This window comes from Bradyrhizobium sp. AZCC 1578, assembly GCF_036924675.1.
GTDB lineage: Bacteria > Pseudomonadota > Alphaproteobacteria > Rhizobiales > Xanthobacteraceae > Bradyrhizobium.
In genome coordinates, this window is sequence record NZ_JAZHRZ010000001.1 from 6,260,848 (window position 1) to 6,283,456 (window position 22,609).

The window sequence follows — 22,609 nt, forward strand, 5'->3', positions numbered from 1 at the left end:
GTGGTTATGGGTCCCTGCGTTCGCAGGGACAACAGCTAGTTTACTTGCTCGGCGCTCTCATTTCGATTTGCTGGTGAACTTCTTCACCGCAACGCGAAATTCATCCGTTTGCATAGCATTGATGATCTTCGCCTCCTCGGCATCGAGCTGCTGCTTCGTCGGCGTGACCGCGGCCTGATAGACTAGCGACTTGGTGCCGCTGATCGCCGCTGGCGGGTTCTGTGCTAGCCGCTCGGCGAATTTGCGCGTCTCGGCCTTCAACTCTGCCGCCGGAACGACGCGGGCGACCAGGCCCCACTCATAGGCCTGCTGCGCGGTAAAACTGTCTTCGGCCAGAAAGATCTGCAGCGCGCGGCGGGTGCCGACGGTGCCGACCATGCCGACCGTGCTGCCGCCATCCGGCGAGACGCCAATCTTGGCATAGGCCGGCGTGAAACGGGCGTCATCGGCTGCGATGCAGAGGTCGGTGACGAATGCCAAGCCCATGCCGGCGCCGGCGGCGGAGCCGTGGACGCTCGACAGCACGATCTTCGGCATTCGCCGCACCGCTTCGATGAAGGCGTGGTAGTGCTTCAACAGTTCCCCGACCACGGGCGCGATTGTATCGTTGGCGGCGGCGGCGCCGATGGTCTGCAGATCGCCGCCGGCCGAGAAGGCGCGGCCTTCGCCCTCGATCACCAGCACCCTTACGTCGTCATTGCCTTCGACCTCCGCGCCGAGTTGCTCGAGCTTTTGCGCGATCGACAGATTGATCGAGTTGAAAGCGGCGGGGCGATTGAGCGTGATCGTGGCAATCGGGCCCTCGATCCTGAGCAGGGCAGGGGCGGCGGTATCATCGGAAGTCGACATGGCAAGGCCTCCGGGGCGCGCGGATGGGCCGAACATTTAAATAGAGAAGGCAACAGGTGACAATCCCCGGCCAAGCCCGCAAAATGCGGCAAAGGCCGCCCTCAAGGCCGCCGACGCCCTTGCGTCTGTTCGTATCATGAGGTCAGATAGCGCCCGTCATCGTTCGGGACGGACACGAGCGCCGCTCCCAAGGGACGAGGCAGGCAAGCCAAAATCACTGGAGAGGAACGACATGGGTCATTCCCGTGCGCTCGAACGTAGGATGTCCCTATGACGGCAGGAGCGGTTGTCATCATCGGCGCGGGCCACGCCGGCTATCAGGTTGCGGCCTCGCTGCGCCAGCACGGCTTTTCGGAACGCATCGTGTTGTTGAACGATGAAGGCCATCTGCCCTACCAGCGCCCGCCGCTGTCCAAGGCCTACCTGAAAGGAACTGGCGGGCCCGACAGCCTGATGTTCCGGCCGGAAAAATTCTATCTCGACCAGAAGATCGACCTGATTTCCGATCGCGCGGTGTCCATCGACCGCGCCGCCCGCAAGGTGGCGCTCGCCTCCGGCGCTTCGCTCGATTACGGCCATCTGGTGCTGGCGACCGGCGCGCGCAACCGCCTGCTCGACATTCCCAACGCCAATCTCGACAGCGTGCGTTACTTGCGCACGCTCGACGAAAGCCAGTCGCTGCGCGACTACATCACCGAAGGCCAGCGCGTCGTCGTCATCGGCGCCGGATTTATCGGGCTGGAGTTCACAGCGACGGCCCGGGCCAAGGGCCTCGAAGTCGACGTCGTCGAACTCGCCACGCGCGTGATGGCGCGCGCGGTGACGGCAGAGATTTCGGAATTCTTCCAGGCGCGCCATACCGCGGCGGGCATTCGTATTCATCTGGGCGTGCAAGTCACCAGCATCGAGAGCGACGGCCACAAGGTCACGGGCGTCAGCCTCAGCGATGGCCGGCACTTGAAAGCCGACCTGATTGTGGTCGGCGTTGGCGTGTTGCCGAATGTGGAACTGGCGGCGGACGCCGGCCTTCCGGTCGCGTCGGGCATCATCGTCGATGAGCACCTGCTGACCGCCGATCCCAATATCTCGGCGATCGGCGACTGCGCGCTGTTTGCGAGCCCACGTTTCGGCGGCTCACTGCGGCTGGAGTCGGTGCAAAACGCTACCGACCACGCGCGCTGCGTCGCGGCCCGGCTGACCGGCGATGCCAAGCCGTATGACGGCCTGCCCTGGTTCTGGAGCGATCAGAGGCCCGACAAGCTCCAGATTGCGGGACTAACCACCGGCTACGACCGCGTGGTGGTCCGCGGCGATCAAGCCAAAGCGGCATTCTCGGCTTTTTGCTACAGGGGCGGGCAACTCGTCGGCATCGAATCCGTCAATCGCGCGGGCGATCACATGTTCGGACGGCGCCTGCTTGCCGCCCATGGCTCGATCACGCCCGAGCAGGCTGCCGACGCGAGCTTCGACCTGAAGAGCGCGTTGACTTAGCCCACCCTGCGAAGTCAGGCTACGAGCGCAAAACCGCCGCCACCTCCGCCGCCGTCGGCATCGACGGCGCGGCGCCCATTCGCTGCACGCAGATCGATGCGGCGGCATTGGCGTATTCGAGCGCGTCGTGGATTGCCTCGCCGTTGGCAAGCTGCGCGGCGAGGGCGCCGACGAAGCAATCGCCGGCGCCGGTGGTGTCCACGGCCTTTACGGCCCGTCCCGCAATCAGCGAGGGTTCGCCGCCGACAAGCGCGAGCACGCCGCGCTTGCCGAGTGTGACGCAGATGGTTTTGTCGAGGCCCGTCGGCAGGCGCCGCGCCGCTTCGACGAATCGGGAAGGGTCGTCGGTGTCGTGAAGCTCGGTCTGCGCGAGAAGCCCCAGCTCGGTTTCGTTCAGAACGAGGATATCGACGAGATCGAGCAGTTCGTGGCCGCAGACGGTCGCCGGCGCCGGATTGAGGATGGTGGTCGCGCCGGCCGCGCGTGCCCGTTTGAAGAAGGCGATGATCGTGGCTTGCGGAATTTCGAACTGACTCACGGCAACGTCGCCTTTGGCAAGCACGGGGGCTGTGACATCCCCGGCGCTGACCAGCGCGTTGGCGCCGGGTACGACGACGATAGTGTTGTCGGCGTCGGCGATGGTGATCACGGCCGTTCCGGTATGGACATCCGCGGTGTCCTTGACCAGAGCGAGGTCGACGCCTTGGGCGGAGAGAAACTGCCGCAATTGCTGGCCGAACGCATCCGCGCCCAGCCGGCCGATCAGCGTTGACGGTGCGCCGAGCTTTGCGGCGGCCACGGCCTGGTTGGCGCCCTTGCCGCCTGGAAAATAATGCACCGCTTGGCCTGCGACGGTTTCGCCGACCTTCGGATGGCGGTCGGCCGTCGCCACCACATCCATGTTGATGCTGCCGGCGACGAACACGCGCCCCATGCGTACCAACCCCCGTTCGCTTGCTCAGGCGTTGACCTGAAACTCCCGCGTGATCGCCTCGATGTCGGCGAGCGTCGGCAGGCCGGCCTCGTTGCCGAGACGCTGGACCTTGAAGGTCGAGGCGGCGCGCGCAAGCTCGAAATGCTCCTGCCAGCTTTTAGCGGGATTGGCGAGATAGGAATAGACATAGGCGCCGTGGAAGACGTCGCCTGCGCCGTTGGTATCGATGACGCGTTCGGGTGTAACCGGAAGTGCGGGAAGGCGGCGGACGGCACCGGTCTCGTCATACCAGAGCAGGCCCTTCTCGCCCATGGTGACGCCGCCGATCCGGCATCCGCGGCTCTTCAGATAATCCAGCATAGCCTCCGGCGTCTTGTCCATCTGTTCGCACAGCCGTTCGGCCACGATCGCGACGTCGATGAACTCCAGCAGCTCATGGGTGTTGGTGCGCAGGCCGCCGCCGTCGAGCGATGTCAGAATGCCGTCCTCGCGGCAGAGTTTGGCATAATGGATTGCAGCGTCCGGCTGATGGCCGTCGACATGCAGCGCGCGGCAGCCCTTCAAGTTCAGCATCGGGAAGGGATGAATGTGCTCGTCGTCGCGGCAGCGTACGATGGCGCGTTTGCCGTCTTTCGGCATGATGAACGACAGCGACGAGGAGTTGACCTTGCGCGGATGGATCGAGATTCCATATTTCGCGGCCATATCCTGAAACATGCGGCCGAGCCAGTCGTTGGCCATGGTCGCAATCAGGTCCGGCACGATCCCGAGCTTGGCGCAGCAGAACGCCGCCGTCACGGCGTTGCCGCCAAACGATACCGCGTAGGCCGAGGCCACATGTTTTTCGTCGCCGGTCGGCATGTGGTCGGTGATGAAGGTAACGTCGATATAGGTCTGTCCGATGAAGAGGGCCTGCATGCGTTTTCCGTCATGTCCTGCAGAGTGTTGGGCGAAGATGGTCCCGGCGCGGCGCACACACATTAGCACTGGTTATCGGATGCATTCGCTGAAATTATTCGCAACCGTGCCGTCTTTGCTGCTTGAGATCGGAGTATAGAGGAGACTGCGACCGTCCTTAAGGGGGGCTTGGGCATACCGTCGTATAACGGCTGACGGCTGCCCGGGTTTCCCCACCGGCGCGACAAAAGTGGAGAAAATGATGACGGTTTATTCCGGTCCTGTGTTCGACATGGCGGTTAATCAGTTTGGCGTCATCGCCAACCATCTGGAAATCCCGATGGATGAGCGCGGCCGCATCCTGATGCCGAAGCGGGCGGTTACTGTCTCTTGCCCGATCCACCGCGACGATGGCACGGTCGCAGTGTTCGAAGGCTATCGCGTCCAGCACCATCTCACCCTCGGTCCGACCAAAGGCGGCACGCGGTTTGCACCCTCTGTCGACATCGGCGAGGTCGCAGCGCTCGCGATCTGGATGAGCTGGAAATGTGCCCTTGTCGGTTTGCCCTATGGCGGCGCCAAGGGCGGCGTCAATGTCGATCTTACCACGATCTCCAAGCGCGAGTTGGAAGGGCTGTCGCGCCGCTACATGCAAGAGATGATCCCGTTCGTCGGTCCGCATACCGATGTGATGGCGCCGGACATGGGCACCAACGAACAGGTGATGGCCTGGTTCATGGACACCTATTCGATGTACCAGGGCCAAACGGTGACCGAGATCGTGACCGGCAAGCCGGTCTCATCCGGCGGTACGCTCGGCCGGCGCGAAGCAACCGGGCGCGGCGTCGCCTATCTCGCCAAGCGGGTGCTCAAGGAGCTATCGATCAATCCGGGCAGCGCGACCGCCGTGATCCAGGGCTTTGGCAATGTCGGCTCCTACGCCGCGCTGGAACTGCAACAATATGGCCTGAAGATCATCGCGGTCAGCGATCACACCGGCGCGCTGCATGATCCGAAGGGACTGGATATCCCGGCATTGATGCGACATGCGGGCGCGCATGGAAGTATCGCCGGGTTCTCCAACGAGTTGACTTTCGATCCCGAGCAAATCTTCACGCTGCCCTGCGACGTGCTGGTGCCGGCGGCGATGGAGCGGGTGATCGATGCCAGGGTCGCCGAAAACCTGAAGTGCCGCGTGCTGGCCGAGGGCGCCAACGGTCCGACCACGCCGGAAGCCGATCTGGTGCTGGAAAAGCGCCAGGGCGAAGTGTTCCTGATCCCCGACATTCTCTGCAATTCCGGCGGCGTCGTCGTCAGCTACTTCGAGTGGGTGCAGGACCTGCAGCAATTGTTCTGGGAGGAAGAGGAAGTGACGCGGCGCGAATACGCGATCCTCGATCGCGCCTTCGACCAGATGCTGCAGCGGGCCAAAGCCGACAAGATCCCGCACCGCACGGCGGCGATGGCGATCGGCGTCGAGAAGGTGCGCGCCGCCAAAAACGTGCGGGGACTTTTTCCGTGATCACCGGCCTAGATCACGTCGTCGTTCTCACCGGCGACATCAACGCAGCCTCCGCCGCTTACCAGACCTTGTTTGCCCGCGCACCGGCCTGGCAGAACAGCGGGGACGGCGCCGACCGCGTCCTGTTCACGCTCGACAACACCACGCTGGAATTGATGGCGCCGAGCGGCGAGGGTGCCAATGCCGACCGAATTCGCAGCGTACTTGCCGTGCAAGGCGAGGGACTCGCAAGCATCTGCTTCCGAACCAGCGACATCGCCAAAATGCATCGCAGGCTCGACCGGCTGACGCTGAAGCCGGACGTGATCGCCGACGTCGAAAGCCGCGACGCGATCTCGGGTGCCGTGCTGTCGTGGAAGCGCACACGCGCGGCAACAGAGGCCACGCGCGGCGTCCGCATGTTTTTCCTCGAGCGCGACAAGGAGCGCCCGCTGTCGGTTAGAACCACGCCCGGATCGATCACGGCGCTGGACCATGTCGTGGTCTCGACGTCGGACCCGGAACGGGCCGCAGCGCTCTACGGTGCGCGGCTCGGCCTCGACATGGCGCTCGACCGCTCGCACCACGATTGGGGCCGGCTGATGTTCTTCCGCTGCGGCGACCTCATCGTCGAGGTCACGCACCGGCCGGGCAAGGAGACGGATACGCCGCAGGACAAATTTCAAGACAAACTTCAAGACAAGCTTCGCGGCCTGTGCTGGCGCGTCACCGACATCGACGCCACCCATGCGCGGCTTGTCCAGGCCGGCGTCGACGCCTCGGAAGTCCGCACCGGCCGCAAGCCGGGAACGCGGGTCATGACGGTGCGGAACGGCGCATACGGGGTCCCCACGCTGCTGGTGCAGCCGTCGGCGGGGAAGCCCGACTGAAGTTCACCCTCCCCTGGAGGGGAGGGTCGGCTCACGTTGAGCGTAGCGAAACGTGAGACGGGGTGGGGTGATCTCTCCACCCGCACCACCGCCTCAATGGAGAGACTGTCACCCACACCCCGTATCGCATCTTGCTTCGCACGATGCGATACGACCCTCCCCCTCCAGGGGAGGGTGAACAACGGTGAACAACCTTCATTCTCAAACGCTTCCCTGCATGCTACAGCTTGCTCGATGCGACCAACGGGCGACTGATTTGGCAAAGGCAAAACGCGTTCAGAAATGGCAGCGCGACCCCGAGGGGATGCGGCTTCGCATTCTCGAGGCCGCCAAGCAGGAATTCGCCGCCCATGGCCTGGCCGGCGCGCGCGTCGATCGCATCGCGGCCAACGCCGGCGCCAACAAGCGCATGCTGTACTACCACGTCGGCAACAAGGAAGACCTCTACCTCGCGGTGCTGGAAGGCGCCTATGAGAAGATCCGTTCCGAGGAGCGCGGGCTCGATCTCGAACACCTCGATCCGCCCGAGGCGATCGAACGGCTGATCGATTTCACCTGGAACTATTTCCTTCGCAACCCGGAATTTTTGGCGCTGCTCAACACCGAGAACCTTGCAAAGGCGCGCCATCTGAAGCGCTCGACCAAGGTGAAGTCGATGCACTCGCCGTTCGTCGAGATGATCCGCACCGTGGTGACGCGCGGCGTCGAAAGCGGCGATTTCCGCGTCGCCGTCGATCCCGTCCAACTCTATATCTCGATCGCCGCGCTGTGCTTCTTCTATCTCTCCAACAGCGCGACGCTTTCCGTGATCTTCGGCCGCGACCTCCTGAAGAAGGAGGCGAGGGACGAGCGCCTCGCCCATATGGTGGCGCTGGTGCTGGCGGCGCTGACGGGGAAATCGACCGCGGATTTCGGCAAGCCTGCGACACCGGGCGTGCGGCCGCCAGCGCATCAGCCGGTGTGAGCCGTCGTCCTGCGAACGCAGGAACCCATAACCACCGACCTTGATTGTCGTGCCCGGGACGGCGGCCTCAGCCTTCGCAAACAGTCGCCTGTGGTTATGGGCCCCTGCGTTCGCAGGGGCGACGGCGTTCTGGGGTTCATACGCCAGGGTACGTTCGCGGGACGACGGCGATAGTCCAAATTGCCGCACAAAAACCCGCTTGCCAGTATTTATCCAACGAGTTAATTTCCCACCCATAAGACGATGACCAGGGAGCGGGACGTTGGCCGAGCTGAAGCGCGAGAGCGGTGTGTCGAAAGCGCTGAACGCGGCGTGGGTGCGGCCGTTTTTGTTCCTGCTGTTCATCGTGGTGATGTGGGACCTCACCATCCGCCTGTTCCAGATTCCGGCCTACCAGATCCCGGCGCCGGGCGATGTCGTGGCGGTGCTGCGGACGGATTGGCCGGAACTGCTGCGGCAGGCCTGGCCCACCACTTACGCCACCATCTGCGGCTTCCTGTTGTCGGCCGTGTTCGGCATTCCCGTCGCCATGCTGATCGCGGGATCGAAGACGGTGGAGAGCTATGTCTATCCGCTGCTGGTGTTCTCCCAATCGGTGCCGAAGATCGCGATCGCGCCGCTGTTCGTGGTGTGGTTTGGCTTCGGCATCATCCCAAAGGTGATCTCGGCGTTTCTGCTCGGGTTTTTCCCGGTGGTGGTCTCCGCCGTGCAGGGTTTTAAGTCGGTCGATCCTGACATGGTCGATCTCGCCCGCGCGATGCAGGGCAGCCGCTTCCAGGTGTTTCGCGCCGTCAACCTGCCGCACGCGATGCCGGCGATCTTCTCCGGCCTGAAAGTCTCGGTGACGCTTGCCGTCGTCGGTGCGGTCGTCGGCGAGTTCGTCGGCTCCAATTCCGGCATCGGCTACGTGATGCAGCGCTCGATCGGCACCTTCGACCTGCCGACGATGTTTGCGGCGCTGGTGATCCTGGCGCTGCTCGGCGTGGTGTTGTTCTGGGTCGTCGACCGGATCGAACGCCTCGTGATTCCCTGGCATGTCAGCCAGCGCGAGGACATCATTTTTGCTTCCTAAGCCAAACCAACAGGCGGCCTATCCAAGGGCTGCATCACCAAACGGGAGGATGACCATGATACGAGTGATAACGGCGATCTCCGCCGCCCTGATCTGGACCGCGCTTTCGGTGCTTCCGGCATCGGCCGCCGACAAGGTGGTGCTGATGCTGAACTGGTATGTCTATGGCGAGCACGCGCCGTTCTATTACGGCAAGGCCAAGGGCATTTATGCCGCCGAGGGCATCGATCTCGAAATTCAGGAAGGCCGCGGCTCGGCGGCGACCACGCAGGCCGTTGCGGCCAAGACCGCCAATTTCGGCTATGTCGACGTGCCCACCATGATGCGCGCGGCGGTCAAGGGTGCCCCGATCGTGGCCACCGGCGTGCTGCTGCAGACCAGCCCGATGTCGGCGATGGGCTTCGTCGAAAAGAACATCAAGAAGCCCGAGGACATCAAAGGTAAGACGGTGGCGATCACGCCTGCGGACTCGATGACGCAGATCTGGCCGCTGTTTTTGAAGAAGACCGGCCTGAAGGAAAGCGACTTCCAGACGGTGGCCGGCGACGGCCAGACCAAGCTCAACGCTGTCATCAACGGCCAGGCCGATCTATTGCTCGGCTATGTCATGGACCAGTCGATGAAGATCAAGGACGCGACCGGTAAGGACGTCAACGCGATCAAGTTCGCCGACTACGGCATCAACATGGTCTGCTCGGGCGTCGTCGCCAACACCGATTTCGTCAAGGCCAATGCCGATCTCGTCAAGCGCTTCATGTCGGCGACGACGAAAGCGGTCGAAGCCGCCGAGAAGGATCCGAAGGGGGCGGCGCAGTCGATCCTCGATGCCAATCCGAAGGGCGGCAAGATCGAGACGCTGACGAAGGGTTTTGAGCTGACGATCCCGCTGTACCGGACGGCTGAAACCAAGAACAAGCGGCCGTTCCAGGTGACCGACCAGAACATGACCGACACGGTCAATCTGATGGTCGAATATGGCGGATTGGATGCCAAGGCCAAGGACAATCCGAAGGCGTTTTATACCAACGACTACCTGCCGCAGGGCGGTTCGTAAGCCATTGATGGCGGATCTATCGTCGTCCCTGCCTAGTGCGCGGTTGCGCACGGAGCAGGGACCCATAACCACCGGCCCTGGTTATTGCAGAAGGTCTCTGCCGGAGTGCCCGAACGACAAGCCGCGGCGTATGGGTCCCTGCGTTCGCAGGGACGACGGAAAGATGGACTTAGCTGAATGAATCCTGCGACCAAACCAACCGAGATCGACCAACCAGCCGCGCATCTGCGCCTGGTGTCCGATCGCGCCGGCTCCGCGGCACCTGGCATCACGCTATCGGGCGTCTCAAAAACCTATCGTTCGCGCGACGGCGACGTGCCGTCGCTGCGGCCGCTGGATTTCCATATCAACGAGGGCGAGTTCTTTGTCGTGGTCGGCCCGTCCGGCTGCGGCAAGTCCACGCTGTTGAAGATGATCTCCGGGCTGCTCGCGCCGTCGACGGGGGAGATTCTGGTCGAAGGCGAGCAAGTTACAAAACCGCACGGCAATGTCGGCATCGTGTTCCAGAACGCGCTGTTGCTGCCCTGGCGCAACATCCTGTCCAACGTGATGTTGCCGATCGACATGAAGAAATTGCCGCGCGACGAATATCTGCCGCGGGCGAAAGCGCTGTTGAAGCTGGTCGGCCTGGAGGGCTTTGAGAAAAAATTGCCCTGGCAATTGTCCGGCGGCATGCAGCAACGCGCCTCGATCTGCCGGGCGCTGGTGCATGACCCCAAGATCATGCTGATGGACGAGCCGTTCGGCGCGCTCGATGCCATGACGCGCGAGAAGATGAATGTCGAGTTGATGCGCATCCAGCGCGAGACCGGCAAGACCGTGCTGCTGATCACGCATTCGATTCCGGAAGCCGTGTTCCTGGCCGATCGCGTGCTTGTCATGACCGAGCGGCCCGGTGCGATCGCCGCGATCTACGACGTACCGCTGCCGCGCCCGCGCTCGCTCGACGCGATGGCCGATCCCGCCTTCACCGAACTGGTGCAGCGGATTCGCAAGCACTTTTTCACGCAAAGCGCGCTGGACTGAAAGCTGGCTCGATGCCGTTACGCTTGGCCGTACGAGACATCTCCTTTTTCGAACGTCCGGTCACCTTTGCCCGGCCGTTCCGGTTCGGCGCGGTCGTGATCAACGCAACGCCGCAGGCTTTCGTGCGGGTCGAGGTCGAGGTCGAAGGCAGGGGAACGGCAACTGGCGCCAGCGCCGAATTTCTGGTTCCAAAATGGTTCGACAAGCGGCCGCATCTCGCGCCAGAGCAGACAGTCGGGGAGCTGCGTCGCTCGCTTCTGATCGCGCGCGGCATCTATCTGGCGCATTCCGGCTTCGAGACTGCGTTCGGCCTGCATGCGGCCTGCATCGGCGCGCAGATCGAAGCCTGCGCGCGAGAAGACATTCCGCCGCTGGCGGCGGCCTACGGGCCGGCCGAGATCGACAAGGCGATTCTCGACGCGCTGCTGCGTTGCACGGGAGCCAGCTTCTTCGACGGCATGGCCGACAACATCGCAGGCGTGGATGCACGCCTGTCGCGCGATCTCGGCGATGATGACGTGTCGCGCTTTCTCGCAGGCCGAAAACGGCTGGAGCGCGTCGCGATCCGGCACACGGTCGGCATGGACGACAAGGTCGAAGGCGAGGGCGGCGTTGCCGACATCAGAGAAAACGCCGGCGCGCGCTACTTCAAGCTTAAGCTAAACGGCGACCCCGCGCACGATGCCGATCGGCTGATCCGGATCGGCAATGAACTGGCGATGCTGTCGTACGATTACCGCGTCACGCTCGACGCCAATGAACAGTACGCCGACCTCACTGCATTGAATGCGCTTGTCGAGCAACTCGACCGCGATGTCGCGCTGCAGACGATCGCGCAGAAGCTCCTCTACATCGAGCAGCCGATGCCGCGCGACATCACACGCCAATCGCCGCTCGGCGCGCTGACGCGGCGCGATTTCATCGTCGACGAGGCTGACGATTCCTACGACGCCTTTCCGGTGGCCCGGGCGCTCGGCTATCGCGGCATCTCCTCGAAATCCTGCAAGGGCATCTACAAGTCCATCATCAATGCTACGCGCGCGGCCAGATGGAGTGCCGCCGGCGAGAAATGTTTCATCGCCGGCGAAGACCTGACCTGCCAGGCGGGCCTTGCCGTGCAGCAGGATCTTGCGCTCGGTGCTTTGATCGGCGTCACCCATGCCGAGCGCAACGGCCACCACTATGTGGATGGTTTTAGCGATACGCCGGCCACTGAGGCGGACGCGTTTATCGCGGGCCATCCCGATCTCTACGTCCGCGACGGCAATAAAGTTCGTCTCGCGATCCATGACGGCGATCTCCTGACGGGATCGCTGACCACACCTGGCTTCGCCACGGCCACGCATCCGGACTGGTCCGCGATGTCGTCGCTCGCGCAGCCCACAGCCAGAATTCCCTTGGAGAAAGCAGTATGACGACCAAACGCCTCGGCCTGATCATGAACGGCGTGACCGGCCGGATGGGACTCAACCAGCATTTGGTCCGCTCCATCATCGCGATCCGCGACCAGGGCGGCGTGCTGCTGTCGAACGGCGACCGCATGCTGCCCGACCCGATCCTGATCGGCCGCGATGCGGACAAGGTCGAGCGTCTTGCGAAGCGCTTCAACGTGGAGCGCTGGTCGACCGATCTCGACAAGGCGCTGGCCGACAAGAGCGATACGATCTTCTTCGACGCCGCGACCACGCAGGCGCGTCCGTCGCTGCTGACCAAGGCGATCGAGGCCGGCAAACACGTCTATTGCGAAAAGCCGATCGCGACCAACCTGGAGGAGGCGGTCGCGGTGCTGAAGCTCGCCAAGACCAAGGGCGTCAAGCACGGCACGGTGCAGGACAAACTGTTCCTGCCGGGGTTGAAGAAGCTCGCCTTCCTGCGCGATTCCGGCTTCTTCGGCCGGATGCTGTCGGTGCGCGGCGAGTTCGGCTATTGGGTGTTCGAGGGCGGCTGGCAGGAAGCGCAGCGGCCGTCATGGAATTATCGCAGCGAGGACGGCGGCGGCATCATTCTCGACATGGTCTGCCACTGGCGCTACGTGCTCGACAATCTCTTCGGCGAGGTCGAGAGCATCTCCTGCCTCGGCACCACCGACATCCCCGAACGTTTCGACGAAAAGGGCAAGAAGTACACGGCGACCGCCGATGATTCCGCCTATGCCACCTTCCGCCTCAAGGGCGGCGTGATCGCGCATATCAACATGAGCTGGGTGACGCGCGTCTACCGCGACGACCTCGTGACCTTCCAGGTCGACGGTACCCACGGCTCGGCGGTGGCGGGCCTGACCGACTGCGTGATCCAGGCGCGCCAGGCGACGCCGCGGCCGGTGTGGAATCCGGACGAGAAGCGCACCCATGATTTCTATGCCGACTGGCAGAAAGTTCCCGACAACGTTGTCTACGACAACGGCTTCAAGGAGCAGTGGGAAATGTTCATCCGCCACGTCTGCGAGGACGCGCCCTACAAATACACGCTGCTGGAAGGCGCCAAGGGCGTGCAACTCGCCGAATGCGCGCTGCAGAGCTGGCGCGAGCGGCGCTGGATCGACGTTGCCCCGATCAAGGTGTGAGGAGGCTTAAGCATGAACAAGCCAGTCCTGCCGATGTCGTCGCTGTCGCTGAAGCTGCCGACGGCGGATCGCAAAATCGAGGATTATCGCTTGGCGGCATCGCGGACGTTTCCGGCGAAGCTGGAAGGTGCGCTCAACCGCGTGGCCTTCTCGGCCGCGCACGTTGTGGCGGACCCACTCGCCGACAAAGACCCGTGGCTGACATCCGTCATCGACTGGGACCGCACCATCGCGTTTCGCGAGCATGTCTGGGATCTCGGCCTTGGCGTTGCCGAGGCGATGGACACCGCGCAGCGCGGCATGGGGCTGGATTGGCCGACTTCGCTGGAACTAATCCAGCGTTCGGTAAAGGCTGCGAAAGCGAAGGGCAATGCGCTGGTGTTTTCCGGCGCCGGCACCGACCACCTCGCAGTGGAAGACGCAAAGAGCCTCGACGATGTGATCCGCGCGTATGAGGAACAGATCGCGGCGGTCGAGAAGGCCGGTGGCCGCATCATCTTGATGGCCTCGCGCGCATTGGCAAAGCTTGGCCGCAGCGCCGACGACTATGCAAAGGTCTACAACCAGGTACTGTCACAGGTTCGCGAGCCCGTGATCATCCACTGGCTCGGCGACATGTTCGACCCGGCGCTATCGGGCTATTGGGGAACGGCCGATCTCGACAAGGCGATGGATACGGCGGTTGCCATCATCAACGCCAATGCCGCCAAGGTCGATGGCGTAAAAGTCTCGCTGCTCGACAAGCAGCGCGAGATCGACATGCGCCGTCGCCTCGATCCCAGGGTGAAGATGTATACCGGAGACGATTTCAACTACGCCGAACTGATCGCGGGCGACGAGCAAGGCTTTTCGCATGCGCTGCTCGGCATCTTCGATGCCATCGCTCCGGCGGCGTCCTATGCACTGTCGCGGCTGGCCGCCGGTGACGAGGCCGGTTTCCATGACGTATTGGGGCCGACCGTGCCGCTGTCGCGCCATATCTTCAAGGCGCCGACGCGGTTCTACAAGACCGGCATCGTGTTCATGGCCTATCTCAACGGCCATCAGGATCATCTCACGATGGTCGGCGGGCAGGAGAGCACGCGCTCGACGCTGCATCTGGCCGAATTGTTTCGCCTTGCGGACAAAGCTGGGCTGCTCTCCAACCCCGAACTGGCAACGCGGCGCATGAAGACGGTGCTGGCAACGCGCGGCATCGAACCCTGATGCGTGATTTCTCGAGCGATCATCGCTGGCTGTCGCTGAACACGGCAACCGTCCGCAAGCAGGGCGATCTCGTTGCCATCATCGATGCTTGCGCGCGGCATGGCATCCGCGCCATCGATCCCTGGCGCGACCAGGTTGCGGCCATTGGCCTCGAGCGCGCGGTGCGGGCGGTGCGCGACGCCGGGCTTGAATTATCCGGCTATTGCCGCGGCGGCATGTTCACGGCGGATGCGGCGCGTCGCATCGAGGCACGCGACGACAACCGCCGCGCGGTGGACGAAGCCAAGGCGCTGGGTGCGCCCTGTATCGTGCTGGTCGTCGGCGGCCTGCCGCAATATTCGCGGCCGGGAAGCGCGGCCTCAAAGGACATTGCGGCCGCGCGGACGCAGGTCCATGACGCGATCGCGGAAATGCTGGAGTATGCGAGAGAGGCCAACATGCCGCTCGCGATCGAGCCTTTGCATCCGGCCTACGCCGCCGACCGTGCCTGCGTGAACACGACGAAGCAGGCGCTGGACATTTGCGATCAGCTCGACCCGCAGCGCACCGGTGCGCTGGGCGTTGCGCTCGACGTCTATCACATCTGGTGGGACCCGGAATTGATGCCGCAGATTGCGCGCGCGGGGAAAGATCGATTGCTGGCGTTTCACGTCTGCGACTGGCTGGTGCCGACAAAAGACATCCTCAACGACCGCGGCATGATGGGTGACGGCGTCATCGACATCACATCTGTGCGATCAGCGGTCGAGGCGCAGGGCTTTGCCGGCTATTCCGAGATCGAAATCTTCTCCAACGAGTGGTGGACAAGGCCGATGGACGAGGTCCTGCAGACCTGCATCGCGCGGCATCGGACGGTGGTCTAGCAGCCGTCACTCGAAGACGCCTGTTCCGCTGTCTCAATGACGGACGGTGTTGTCTCGTATGTGAACTGACGCGCGTTCTGGTCGTGATAGCGTCGCATGAAGAGACAGCGCGCGGTTCCAGATTTAACCTTTACCGCGGGTATTTAGATTAACAAAGGGTTACCGTTGCGCCTCGATAAACTCCGGCGCTAGCTAGTCGCACGGAGAAAGTCTCCTCGAGCGATGAGCGACAACATGAAAATCCTTTACGCAATTGCAACACTGGCCCTGCTGTCGACATCGGCGCAGGCTTGGCAGGTCGTGGAACGCTGCACCTACAGCAAGTTCTACGGCAGGGTGTGCACGACATCCTATCTGGACGATCCGGTGCGCAGCGAGGCGCAGAATCAGGAAGACGCGAAGGCAAGGCGCGCCAGCATCGAGAAGTGGGAAGCGTTCTGCAAGCCGAAACGCACCTACGACAACGAAGGTGTCGTCCGCCTGGTGTACGCCCGCAAGGGCTGCGAGTTCGGCCGCAGCGAGTAGCAAGATTCTCCTCGCCGCGAGCGAGGAGAATTCCGAGCCCTACAGCTCGATGAACGGTGGGCAACGCGCGCCCGAAAGACCGCTAAACCTTTATCGATCAAATTGCGATCCGGTTAGTCACACAGCTTTACGCCGCCTCAATGCTTGTCGGTCATTCCTGACAGACGCATTCATCAAGGGGCAGTGTCCATGCGCGTCTTCATCGCAATCTCGATCGTCGTCGCTTCGGTATCGTCCGCGTCCGCGCAATTCGCGATGGACCACGGCCATGCCGCAGATGCCGCCCAGGCCGCCCGCGCGGCGCAGGCCGAAGCGAATGCCAAGGCCGCGGCCATTGCTTCGGGTGCGCCGCTGCTTCCCAGTCAGCAAACCAATTTCTACGTCGGCAGCCGCGGCACCGTGAAGATCACGCCCCGCACCGCGGAAGAACTGAAAGCCGATGAAGCGGCTCAAGCTGCCTGGAGGGAACGCTGCCGGCCGACCGTGGTCGAAGACCGCGAGGGCCTGCGGCGCGTGAAATATGCCGAACGGGATTGCGACCTTTCCCGCTTCAACACGGCCGGCAACTAGAACTTCCCGACATCTGTGGCGGAATCGAGCCGCGTCGAGCGGTCTGCTCCAGGCCGGCAATCCGGGTTCCGGCTAGGCCCTCCCGGGCCGAAATGCTAGAGCTTCCCCAACCACCGTTGGGGCGGCATGACTTTCACATCCTGGCAGTTCGGCATTTTCGTCGCGATCGTATTCGCGGCGTATTATCTTCCGGCACTGCGAGCATTTCAGGTCCAACTGCTGGTCTTCGCCAGCCTGTTCTTTTACGGCTATGGCCAGCCGGAACTGCTGGCGCTGTTGGCTGTCGCGGTTCTCGGAACATATCTTTTCCTGGTCCTGGCGTTGCGAAACCGGCAGCTCTGGCTGCGGGCCGGCATCGCCTTCAACCTCGCGCTGCTGGCGTTCTTCAAATATAAACTGCTGTTTATCGATCCGGCGTCCCCCAGCCTGGTCGATTTCGCGCCGCTCGATTTTCTTCTGAAGCTGCCGCTGCCGATCGGCATTTCATTTTTCGTCTTCCACAACATCAGCCTCTTGGTCGATTTGACCCGGCAGAAGGGCGCGCCGCCGACGCTGACCGGCGTCTTCCTCTACATCATTTTCTTTCCGCAGCTCGTTTCGGGTCCGATCACACGCGCGGAAATGTTCATGCCGCAGATCAAGCCGAAATACTTTGCGGACATTCCGTTCGTCGAGGCCGCGAAATGGATCCTGACCGGGCTTTTCTTCAAGCTCTACGTTGCCAACAACCTCAATGAAATGACGTCTTACATGAGCTTCCCGCTCTACGAGACGCTGCAGACCCAGGATCGCTGGCTGCTGGTTTTCCTCTACAGCTATCAGATCTATGCGGACTTTTTCGGCTATTCCGCGATCGCGATCGGCCTTGCCCTGCTGTTCGGTTATCGTTTGCCGATCAACTTCAATCTTCCCTACATCTCGACCTCGTTCTCCGAGTTCTGGACGCGTTGGCATATCTCGCTGTCGACCTGGTTGCGGACCTATCTTTACGTCCCGCTCGGCGGCAATCGTCATGGCGTATGGCGCACCTATTTGAACCTGATGATCGTGATGGGGTTAGGCGGCCTCTGGCACGGCGCCGGCCTCAGCTATCTGATCTGGGGGCTGTTGCACGGCCTGTTGCTGGTGGTCGAACGCCCCTTGTTGGCGCGTTTGGCGTCGATCGACTTTGCGGTATTTCGAGCGGCCCGGATGACCGTCGTTTTCGTCTGCGTCACCATGCTCTGGATCTTCTTCAAGCTACCGAACTTCGATCATGCGGTCGGCTACCTCACGGGTATGTTTACGCCGAGCACGAATCCCAACCCGACGAAGCTGTTCTACAACCTGGCGCTGCTCTATTCGCTGCCGGTCATGATTCAGCACCTCGGTCTTCGTCCGCTGTCGGAGGGAAAGCTGCGCTGGGCGGAGCCATATCTCTACGGCTCGATGGCCGCGCTGGCGTATCTGGAAGCCGGCCCGGAAACGTCGTTCATCTACTTTCAGTTCTAGGGAGCGAGGAAGACGTGTCTGCCGTTCGGTGGTTGATAAAATGCGGTGCCGGCGCGGCGATTGTCTTGAGCGCCTGCGGCTTCGCTACCGTCCGCTTCGGCAGCGGGCTGCAAATGCCGGCAACGACAACGCGGGACGGCACGCTGATTACGCTCAGCCGTTACCTGCGCGAGCCGTTGCCTGACGTCGTGCTCGTGGGCAGCTCGATCACGCTCCGCCTCAGGGAGGAATATTTTGTAACGCCCAAGCTGAGAAATCTGGCGCTTTCGGGCGGCTCGCCGCTCACCGGGCTGGAGATCGTTGCGAACCAGCCGCAGCTTCCGAGCTTCATTCTGGTCGAAGCGAATGTTCTCGTCCGTCAGACCGATGCCGCGCTGGTTGAACGTTACTCACGCGGCGATGCCGAGCCATTGTTCTTTCGCCCGATCAGGGCCGCGGTAGCCGCTTATGAGCAGCGGCTTCACGCGCCGCTGACGCATGAGCAGGTTTCGCTCGAACTGCGCAGATTGATCGGGCAGCGGCCGAGCGATTTCGACAACCGGGTCTACGCGGATCGAGCGCTGCAGCAATCCAATGCGGAGGATCCGACGGATGCGGTGCAGATTAGCGCGAAACGGATTGGGGAGCTGATCCGGATCATGGAACAACGCGGTGCGCGCGTTTTGCTGTTCGAGCTACCCTATTCCGAGCCGATCGAAGGCTCGCGGCATGCGGCGATCACGCGGGAAATCATTCACGCCGCGTTTCCGGATTCCAATCGATGGCTATCTGTCGAAGTGAACCGGGGCGAGCTGCGCTGGGCCGATGGTGTTCATCTCGACGAGCGCTCTGCGGTCATCGTAGCGCAGGCGATGGAGCGCGCTTTGGCATTGGCGCGCGCGGTGAAATGACGGGGGCTTTTCTCGAAAAGCCGGGCTACGGCGCTATCGTGATTGAGCAAGAAAGGCGATGATCTTTTTTCTATCCTCGCTCGATGAGAGGCCGCCATACGGCTTCATGCTGTTGCCGGGCACGACCTCATCGGGGTTGGCAATGAAGCGATCGAGCTTCTCCTCATCCCAGACGAATCCTGCCTCCTTCATTGCGCTGGAAAACCCATAGTCTGGTAGCGATCCCGCTTTGCGTCCGACAATCTTGTGCAGGTTGGGGCCCAGCCGATTGTCGCCCTCTCTCATGATGTGGCACGTTCGACAGGCATTGTTGAACGCCTGTTGTCCTGAGACGCCCTCCGCGCCTTGCGGCGCCTGGGGCAGGGCGGAAGGCGAAGCAAGCATATACGCCAGTCCGCTCAACGCGCCTATCAGGAACGTCCGACCGTGCCGTAAACGTGCGTCTCGCCGGCTGGATCTCGGCCGGGCGAGCAGCGTGACAAAATGCGATTGCCTCATTCGATCCTCGTCAAGAAGGATGCCGGGCATGTTTCGGTCACTGGCCTGCGACCTGCGGCATCGTATTGAAGCGCGCCTTCTGCTCGTTGCTCAGCGTGGCATAGAACTTATCCAACGCCTCCTGCACCCAATCGGCTGCCTCGAGCATGGCCTTGAGCCGCTTCTCCATCGCATCCAGTCGCCCGACCGGCGTAAGCGGCACGTCGTCCGGGCAGACAGCTTGCAGCCCTGCAACCGCCTTCTTGGTCACGTCGCTCAAGCGGTCAAGCGCCTCCTTTTGCTCGCCCGCCGGCCGTACGACAGCCTCGATCCGCTCAATCGGTAGCCGCGTGAGGCTGGATTTCGGATCGCCGCAAGCCTCGGTTTGCGTATTCGCTTCCTGCTGCGGCTGCTGTTGCGAACGCTCGCCGACGTTCGGGCCGAGCGCGTTGAAGCGCGCTTTTTGCTCGTCGTTCAGCGAATTGTAAAACCGCTCAAGCGCCGGACGCACGATCCTTACCGCGTCGAGCGTAGCCGTCACGCGGTTCGTCATCGCCCGCAGGCGACCGGGCGGCGTCATGGCAAAGGAGTCGGCGCAGGAATTCTTGAAGACGTCGGCGGCCTTTGCCGCGGCGGATTTCAATTCGTCGAGCAGGGCGCGCTGCTCGGGCGTCGGCTGCACGGCGCGCACGATCGACGCAATCGGCCAGGCGGTCACGCCCTCGTCCGGTTCTCTGCACACCTGCCGGAGCGCCTGCTGGCTCACGCTTGCGCGCTTGCCCGCTCGGAAATCGGTGACTGCCGCCCCGGGCTCGGGATATCTGGCGTAGGCGGAATAGGGGCTGTCCGTACCCCAAAACACGGTGTCGACGAAGTCGTCGTAGGCATACGCCCAATAGCCGGGGTCGTAGGCGTGGGGCCAGAACGTGTAATTGAAGATGTCGGAATAGGCGTAAGGCCAGAAGACCGGGCCGAGCCAGGCCACGAACGCGGCGCGATGGCCGTGCCGCCAGGCGTGGCGCGGAGCCCAGCGGTTCTCCCGGGCGGTCAGCGCCGCGCGGGCTTGCAGGGCATCATTGCTGCGGAACTGCGCGGAAAATCGCCCGCGGGCAGCGGCCTGCACGGCCGCGGCAGAGGCGGATCGTTCAGCCGAGGGCTGTGGCCCCAGCCGCTGCAGGCGTGCCTGGTCACGTTCCTGGATGCGTTGCTCGCGCTGGAGCAGGCGGTTTTGAGCCTGCAGCGATCTTTGCTGCTCGCGTTGCGCCCGGAGACCTTCCGGCTTTTGCGACTGCAACTGCTGGACGCGCTGCTGCAAGCGATCGATGCGGCCCTGCCGCTCCGTGCTCTGGCGCGACAGCATATCGCGCTGCCGCTCCTGCACCATTTGCTGCCGCTGCTGAAGGCGCTGCTCACGCTGCTGCGCACGCGTTTCGATCTGTTCCCTTCGCGACGGGCCGGCGCCTACGACAGGCGATGCGCCCGGCCGCGCTGGTGCGGTGATGCGCGGTTCGGGCTGCCGCGCCATGGCCGGTCGTTGCGACGGCGTGGCACGATGAATCTCAGGCCGCGGCGCTACGACACGCGGCGCTGCCGGCCGTGGTGGCGCGGCGATACGCGGCGCGGCCTGTGGGGCTATCGATGGACGTTGCGGCGAAGGAGCTGCACGGATCGTCGGGGCGGGCGCGGCGGGTCGCGCCATGGCTGGAGGCGCCGCCGGGCGAGCCATGGCTGGAGGTGCCGCCGGGCGAGCCATCGCCGGTGGCGGTGCAGCCGGTCGCGCTGCTGGAGCAGCCCCGCCGCCGGGACCAACGCCTCCTCGATGTTGGGCGGACGAGCCGGTGCTCACCGCTATCGCGGAGATACCGAGCAAAAATGCTGCGATGCGAGCGCTGCTCGAAAGCATGATCTCACTCCCTCGCTTCGTCGCCCAGGAGCATCAACGCGCAAGCGCAGGAATCGTTCGTCGCGGCTATGGCTTACGTTGCGATTTTACGGCGCAGGACTGATACAGTTCGCCTGCGCCTTAGCTGACCGTGCAAGGCACGCTCAGAAATCCACGGAAGCGCACGCGGCCGCCGCGTACCGGTTCGCCGTCGAGCGCATAATCCGGAAAGCGCGCGAGGAAACGCGAGATCGCGATGGCGCCCTCGAGCCGCGCCAACGCCATGCCGGCGCATTGATGCGCGCCGGTGCCGAAGGCCAGATGCCGGTTCGGCGTGCGGCCGATATCGAAACGTTCGGGATCGGCGAACTGGGCGGGGTCGCGGTTGGCGGCGCCGATGCACAGCGTCACTGGTGTGCCCGCCGGCATCGCGACGCCGCCGAGTTCGAACGGCTCGACGGTCATGCGGTTGCCGAGCTGGTTGGAGCTCTCGAACCGCAGCATTTCCTCGACCGCGGTCTTGATCAGATCGGGATTTTCAATCAGCCGGCGTTTCTCGCCTGCGTGGTTCAGTAAGGCGACCAGCCCGTTGCCGATCAGGTTGGTGGTGGTCTCGTGCCCGGCATTGAGCAGGAAGATGCAGTTGTGCAGCAGCTCCTTTTCGGTCAGCCGCTCGCCATTGTCTTCGCCCTGAATCAGTCGCGTCAGCACGTCGCGGTCGGGGTTGCCGGGCTTGGCCCGTCGCCGCGCCACCAGCCCTTCGAGATACGCCAGGAAATCCTTCACCGCCGTGTTGCCGCGGGCGAAGGCGTCCGGGCCGATCACCGGCTCCAGCGCGCCGAGAATGGCCAGCGACCAGTCGCGCAAGGGATCGCGCTCGCTCTCCGGCACATCGAGCAGATTGCCGATCACTTCGATCGGAATGGCAGCAGCGAAATCGTCGATCAGGTCCACCTTGCCCTTGGCGGCGATGGCGTCGAGCAGGCGGTCGACCAGCCGGACCAGGTCGGGCTCCATGCCGGCGATCGCGCGCGGCGATAGTGCGCCCATGATCAGCCGGCGGACGCGGGTGTGGGCGGGAGGATCGTTGAACACGAGGCTCGTGGTGTGGTGCTCGTAGAGCAGGGAGTCGCCATACTTCGGCGAGAACTCCTTCTTCTTGTCGGACGAGAAGGCCTTGGTGTTCTTGTAGGCTGCAACCAGGTCGTCGTAGCGGGTCAGGAAATACGACCCGTTCGGCAACCGCTTGACCGGTTCGCTCTCGCGCAGCGCGCGATAGGTCGGGTAGGGGTTGGCATAGAACTCGGGCGTCAGCTTTTCGAGGTCGAATGTGGCCGCCAGTTCGCGCGCATCCAGATTCATGGCTCGCCGTACTCGTTGGGACGGAAAGGTAAGCGGCCGTCAAATTAGTCGCATTTGCAACTATCTTAGACGTCGCTTTCAAAGCGTCAAGTCGGCGCAGCT

The 22,609-nt window shown here is 63.1% G+C and carries 21 protein-coding genes; 15 read left to right on the plus strand and 6 right to left on the minus strand.

Annotation, left to right across the window (positions count from 1 at the left end):
* Positions 1 to 57: 57 nt before the first annotated feature.
* The gene (locus V1290_RS29905) at positions 58 to 849 is read right to left on the minus strand and encodes an enoyl-CoA hydratase/isomerase family protein (RefSeq protein WP_334367697.1); all 792 of its coding nucleotides are present in this window, start codon (positions 847 to 849) and stop codon (positions 58 to 60) included.
* A 270-nt stretch (positions 850 to 1,119) separates the two neighbouring features.
* Between V1290_RS29905 and V1290_RS29910 the strand changes: the two genes are divergently transcribed.
* A complete protein-coding gene (locus V1290_RS29910) occupies positions 1,120 to 2,340 on the plus strand; it encodes an NAD(P)/FAD-dependent oxidoreductase (protein WP_334367698.1) in 1,221 nt (406 codons plus the stop codon).
* Positions 2,341 to 2,359: 19 nt separating this feature from the next.
* Here the strand turns inward: V1290_RS29910 and rbsK are convergent, their stop codons facing one another.
* Positions 2,360 to 3,274 carry a ribokinase gene (gene rbsK / locus V1290_RS29915; protein ID WP_334367699.1) on the minus strand — a complete coding sequence of 305 codons (915 nt, stop codon included), beginning with the start codon at positions 3,272 to 3,274 and terminating at the stop codon, positions 2,360 to 2,362.
* Positions 3,275 to 3,298: 24 nt separating this feature from the next.
* Positions 3,299 to 4,192 carry a sugar kinase gene (locus V1290_RS29920; RefSeq protein ID WP_334367700.1) on the minus strand — a complete coding sequence of 298 codons (894 nt, stop codon included), beginning with the start codon at positions 4,190 to 4,192 and terminating at the stop codon, positions 3,299 to 3,301.
* Between the two features lie 241 nt (positions 4,193 to 4,433).
* On the opposite strand from V1290_RS29920, the gene V1290_RS29925 reads away from it, so the two are divergent.
* The 14 genes from V1290_RS29925 (at position 4,434) to V1290_RS29990 (ending at position 18,786) form a co-directional block, all read left to right on the plus strand.
* A complete protein-coding gene (locus V1290_RS29925) occupies positions 4,434 to 5,693 on the plus strand; it encodes a Glu/Leu/Phe/Val family dehydrogenase (RefSeq protein ID WP_334367701.1) in 1,260 nt (419 codons plus the stop codon).
* Positions 5,690 to 6,562, plus strand: coding sequence for a VOC family protein (locus V1290_RS29930; protein ID WP_334367702.1), 873 nt, complete (start codon positions 5,690 to 5,692; stop codon positions 6,560 to 6,562). Before V1290_RS29925 ends, V1290_RS29930 begins: the two co-directional genes overlap by 4 nt.
* Before the next feature lie 256 nt (positions 6,563 to 6,818).
* Positions 6,819 to 7,526 carry a TetR/AcrR family transcriptional regulator gene (locus V1290_RS29935; protein WP_334367703.1) on the plus strand — a complete coding sequence of 236 codons (708 nt, stop codon included), beginning with the start codon at positions 6,819 to 6,821 and terminating at the stop codon, positions 7,524 to 7,526.
* A 262-nt stretch (positions 7,527 to 7,788) separates the two neighbouring features.
* On the plus strand, positions 7,789 to 8,598 hold the full coding sequence (locus V1290_RS29940) for an ABC transporter permease (RefSeq protein WP_334367704.1): 810 nt from the start codon (positions 7,789 to 7,791) through the stop codon (positions 8,596 to 8,598).
* Positions 8,599 to 8,653: 55 nt separating this feature from the next.
* On the plus strand, positions 8,654 to 9,652 hold the full coding sequence (locus V1290_RS29945) for an ABC transporter substrate-binding protein (RefSeq protein WP_065744176.1): 999 nt from the start codon (positions 8,654 to 8,656) through the stop codon (positions 9,650 to 9,652).
* 177 nt (positions 9,653 to 9,829) lie between these two features.
* Complete coding sequence (locus tag V1290_RS29950; RefSeq protein WP_334367705.1) at positions 9,830 to 10,678, plus strand: ABC transporter ATP-binding protein; 849 nt, start codon at positions 9,830 to 9,832, stop codon at positions 10,676 to 10,678.
* A gap of 11 nt (positions 10,679 to 10,689) precedes the next feature.
* Complete coding sequence (locus V1290_RS29955) at positions 10,690 to 12,093, plus strand: hypothetical protein (RefSeq protein WP_334367706.1); 1,404 nt, start codon at positions 10,690 to 10,692, stop codon at positions 12,091 to 12,093.
* Positions 12,090 to 13,241, plus strand: coding sequence for a Gfo/Idh/MocA family protein (locus tag V1290_RS29960; RefSeq protein WP_334367707.1), 1,152 nt, complete (start codon positions 12,090 to 12,092; stop codon positions 13,239 to 13,241). Before V1290_RS29955 ends, V1290_RS29960 begins: the two co-directional genes overlap by 4 nt.
* A 12-nt stretch (positions 13,242 to 13,253) precedes the next feature.
* The gene (locus V1290_RS29965) at positions 13,254 to 14,447 is read left to right on the plus strand and encodes a dihydrodipicolinate synthase family protein (RefSeq protein WP_334367708.1); all 1,194 of its coding nucleotides are present in this window, start codon (positions 13,254 to 13,256) and stop codon (positions 14,445 to 14,447) included.
* Positions 14,447 to 15,310 carry a sugar phosphate isomerase/epimerase family protein gene (locus V1290_RS29970; RefSeq protein ID WP_334367709.1) on the plus strand — a complete coding sequence of 288 codons (864 nt, stop codon included), beginning with the start codon at positions 14,447 to 14,449 and terminating at the stop codon, positions 15,308 to 15,310. The genes V1290_RS29965 and V1290_RS29970 overlap by 1 nt, the downstream gene beginning before the upstream one ends.
* Before the next feature lie 234 nt (positions 15,311 to 15,544).
* A complete protein-coding gene (locus V1290_RS29975) occupies positions 15,545 to 15,835 on the plus strand; it encodes a hypothetical protein (protein ID WP_334367710.1) in 291 nt (96 codons plus the stop codon).
* A 189-nt stretch (positions 15,836 to 16,024) separates the two neighbouring features.
* Positions 16,025 to 16,405 (plus strand): hypothetical protein, encoded by a 381-nt coding sequence (locus V1290_RS29980; protein WP_334367711.1) that lies wholly within the window; start codon positions 16,025 to 16,027, stop codon positions 16,403 to 16,405.
* Between the two features lie 126 nt (positions 16,406 to 16,531).
* Positions 16,532 to 17,896 carry an MBOAT family O-acyltransferase gene (locus tag V1290_RS29985; RefSeq protein ID WP_334367712.1) on the plus strand — a complete coding sequence of 455 codons (1,365 nt, stop codon included), beginning with the start codon at positions 16,532 to 16,534 and terminating at the stop codon, positions 17,894 to 17,896.
* Positions 17,897 to 17,910: 14 nt separating this feature from the next.
* Positions 17,911 to 18,786 (plus strand): hypothetical protein, encoded by an 876-nt coding sequence (locus tag V1290_RS29990; RefSeq protein ID WP_334367713.1) that lies wholly within the window; start codon positions 17,911 to 17,913, stop codon positions 18,784 to 18,786.
* A gap of 33 nt (positions 18,787 to 18,819) precedes the next feature.
* Here the strand turns inward: V1290_RS29990 and V1290_RS29995 are convergent, their stop codons facing one another.
* The 3 genes from V1290_RS29995 to V1290_RS30005 form a co-directional block, all read right to left on the minus strand.
* Positions 18,820 to 19,314 (minus strand): c-type cytochrome, encoded by a 495-nt coding sequence (locus tag V1290_RS29995; protein ID WP_334367714.1) that lies wholly within the window; start codon positions 19,312 to 19,314, stop codon positions 18,820 to 18,822.
* Positions 19,315 to 19,321: 7 nt separating this feature from the next.
* Positions 19,322 to 20,788 (minus strand): Spy/CpxP family protein refolding chaperone, encoded by a 1,467-nt coding sequence (locus tag V1290_RS30000; protein ID WP_334367715.1) that lies wholly within the window; start codon positions 20,786 to 20,788, stop codon positions 19,322 to 19,324.
* A gap of 498 nt (positions 20,789 to 21,286) precedes the next feature.
* A complete protein-coding gene (locus tag V1290_RS30005; protein WP_334367716.1) occupies positions 21,287 to 22,507 on the minus strand; it encodes a cytochrome P450 in 1,221 nt (406 codons plus the stop codon).
* Between the last annotated feature and the right edge of the window lie 102 nt (positions 22,508 to 22,609).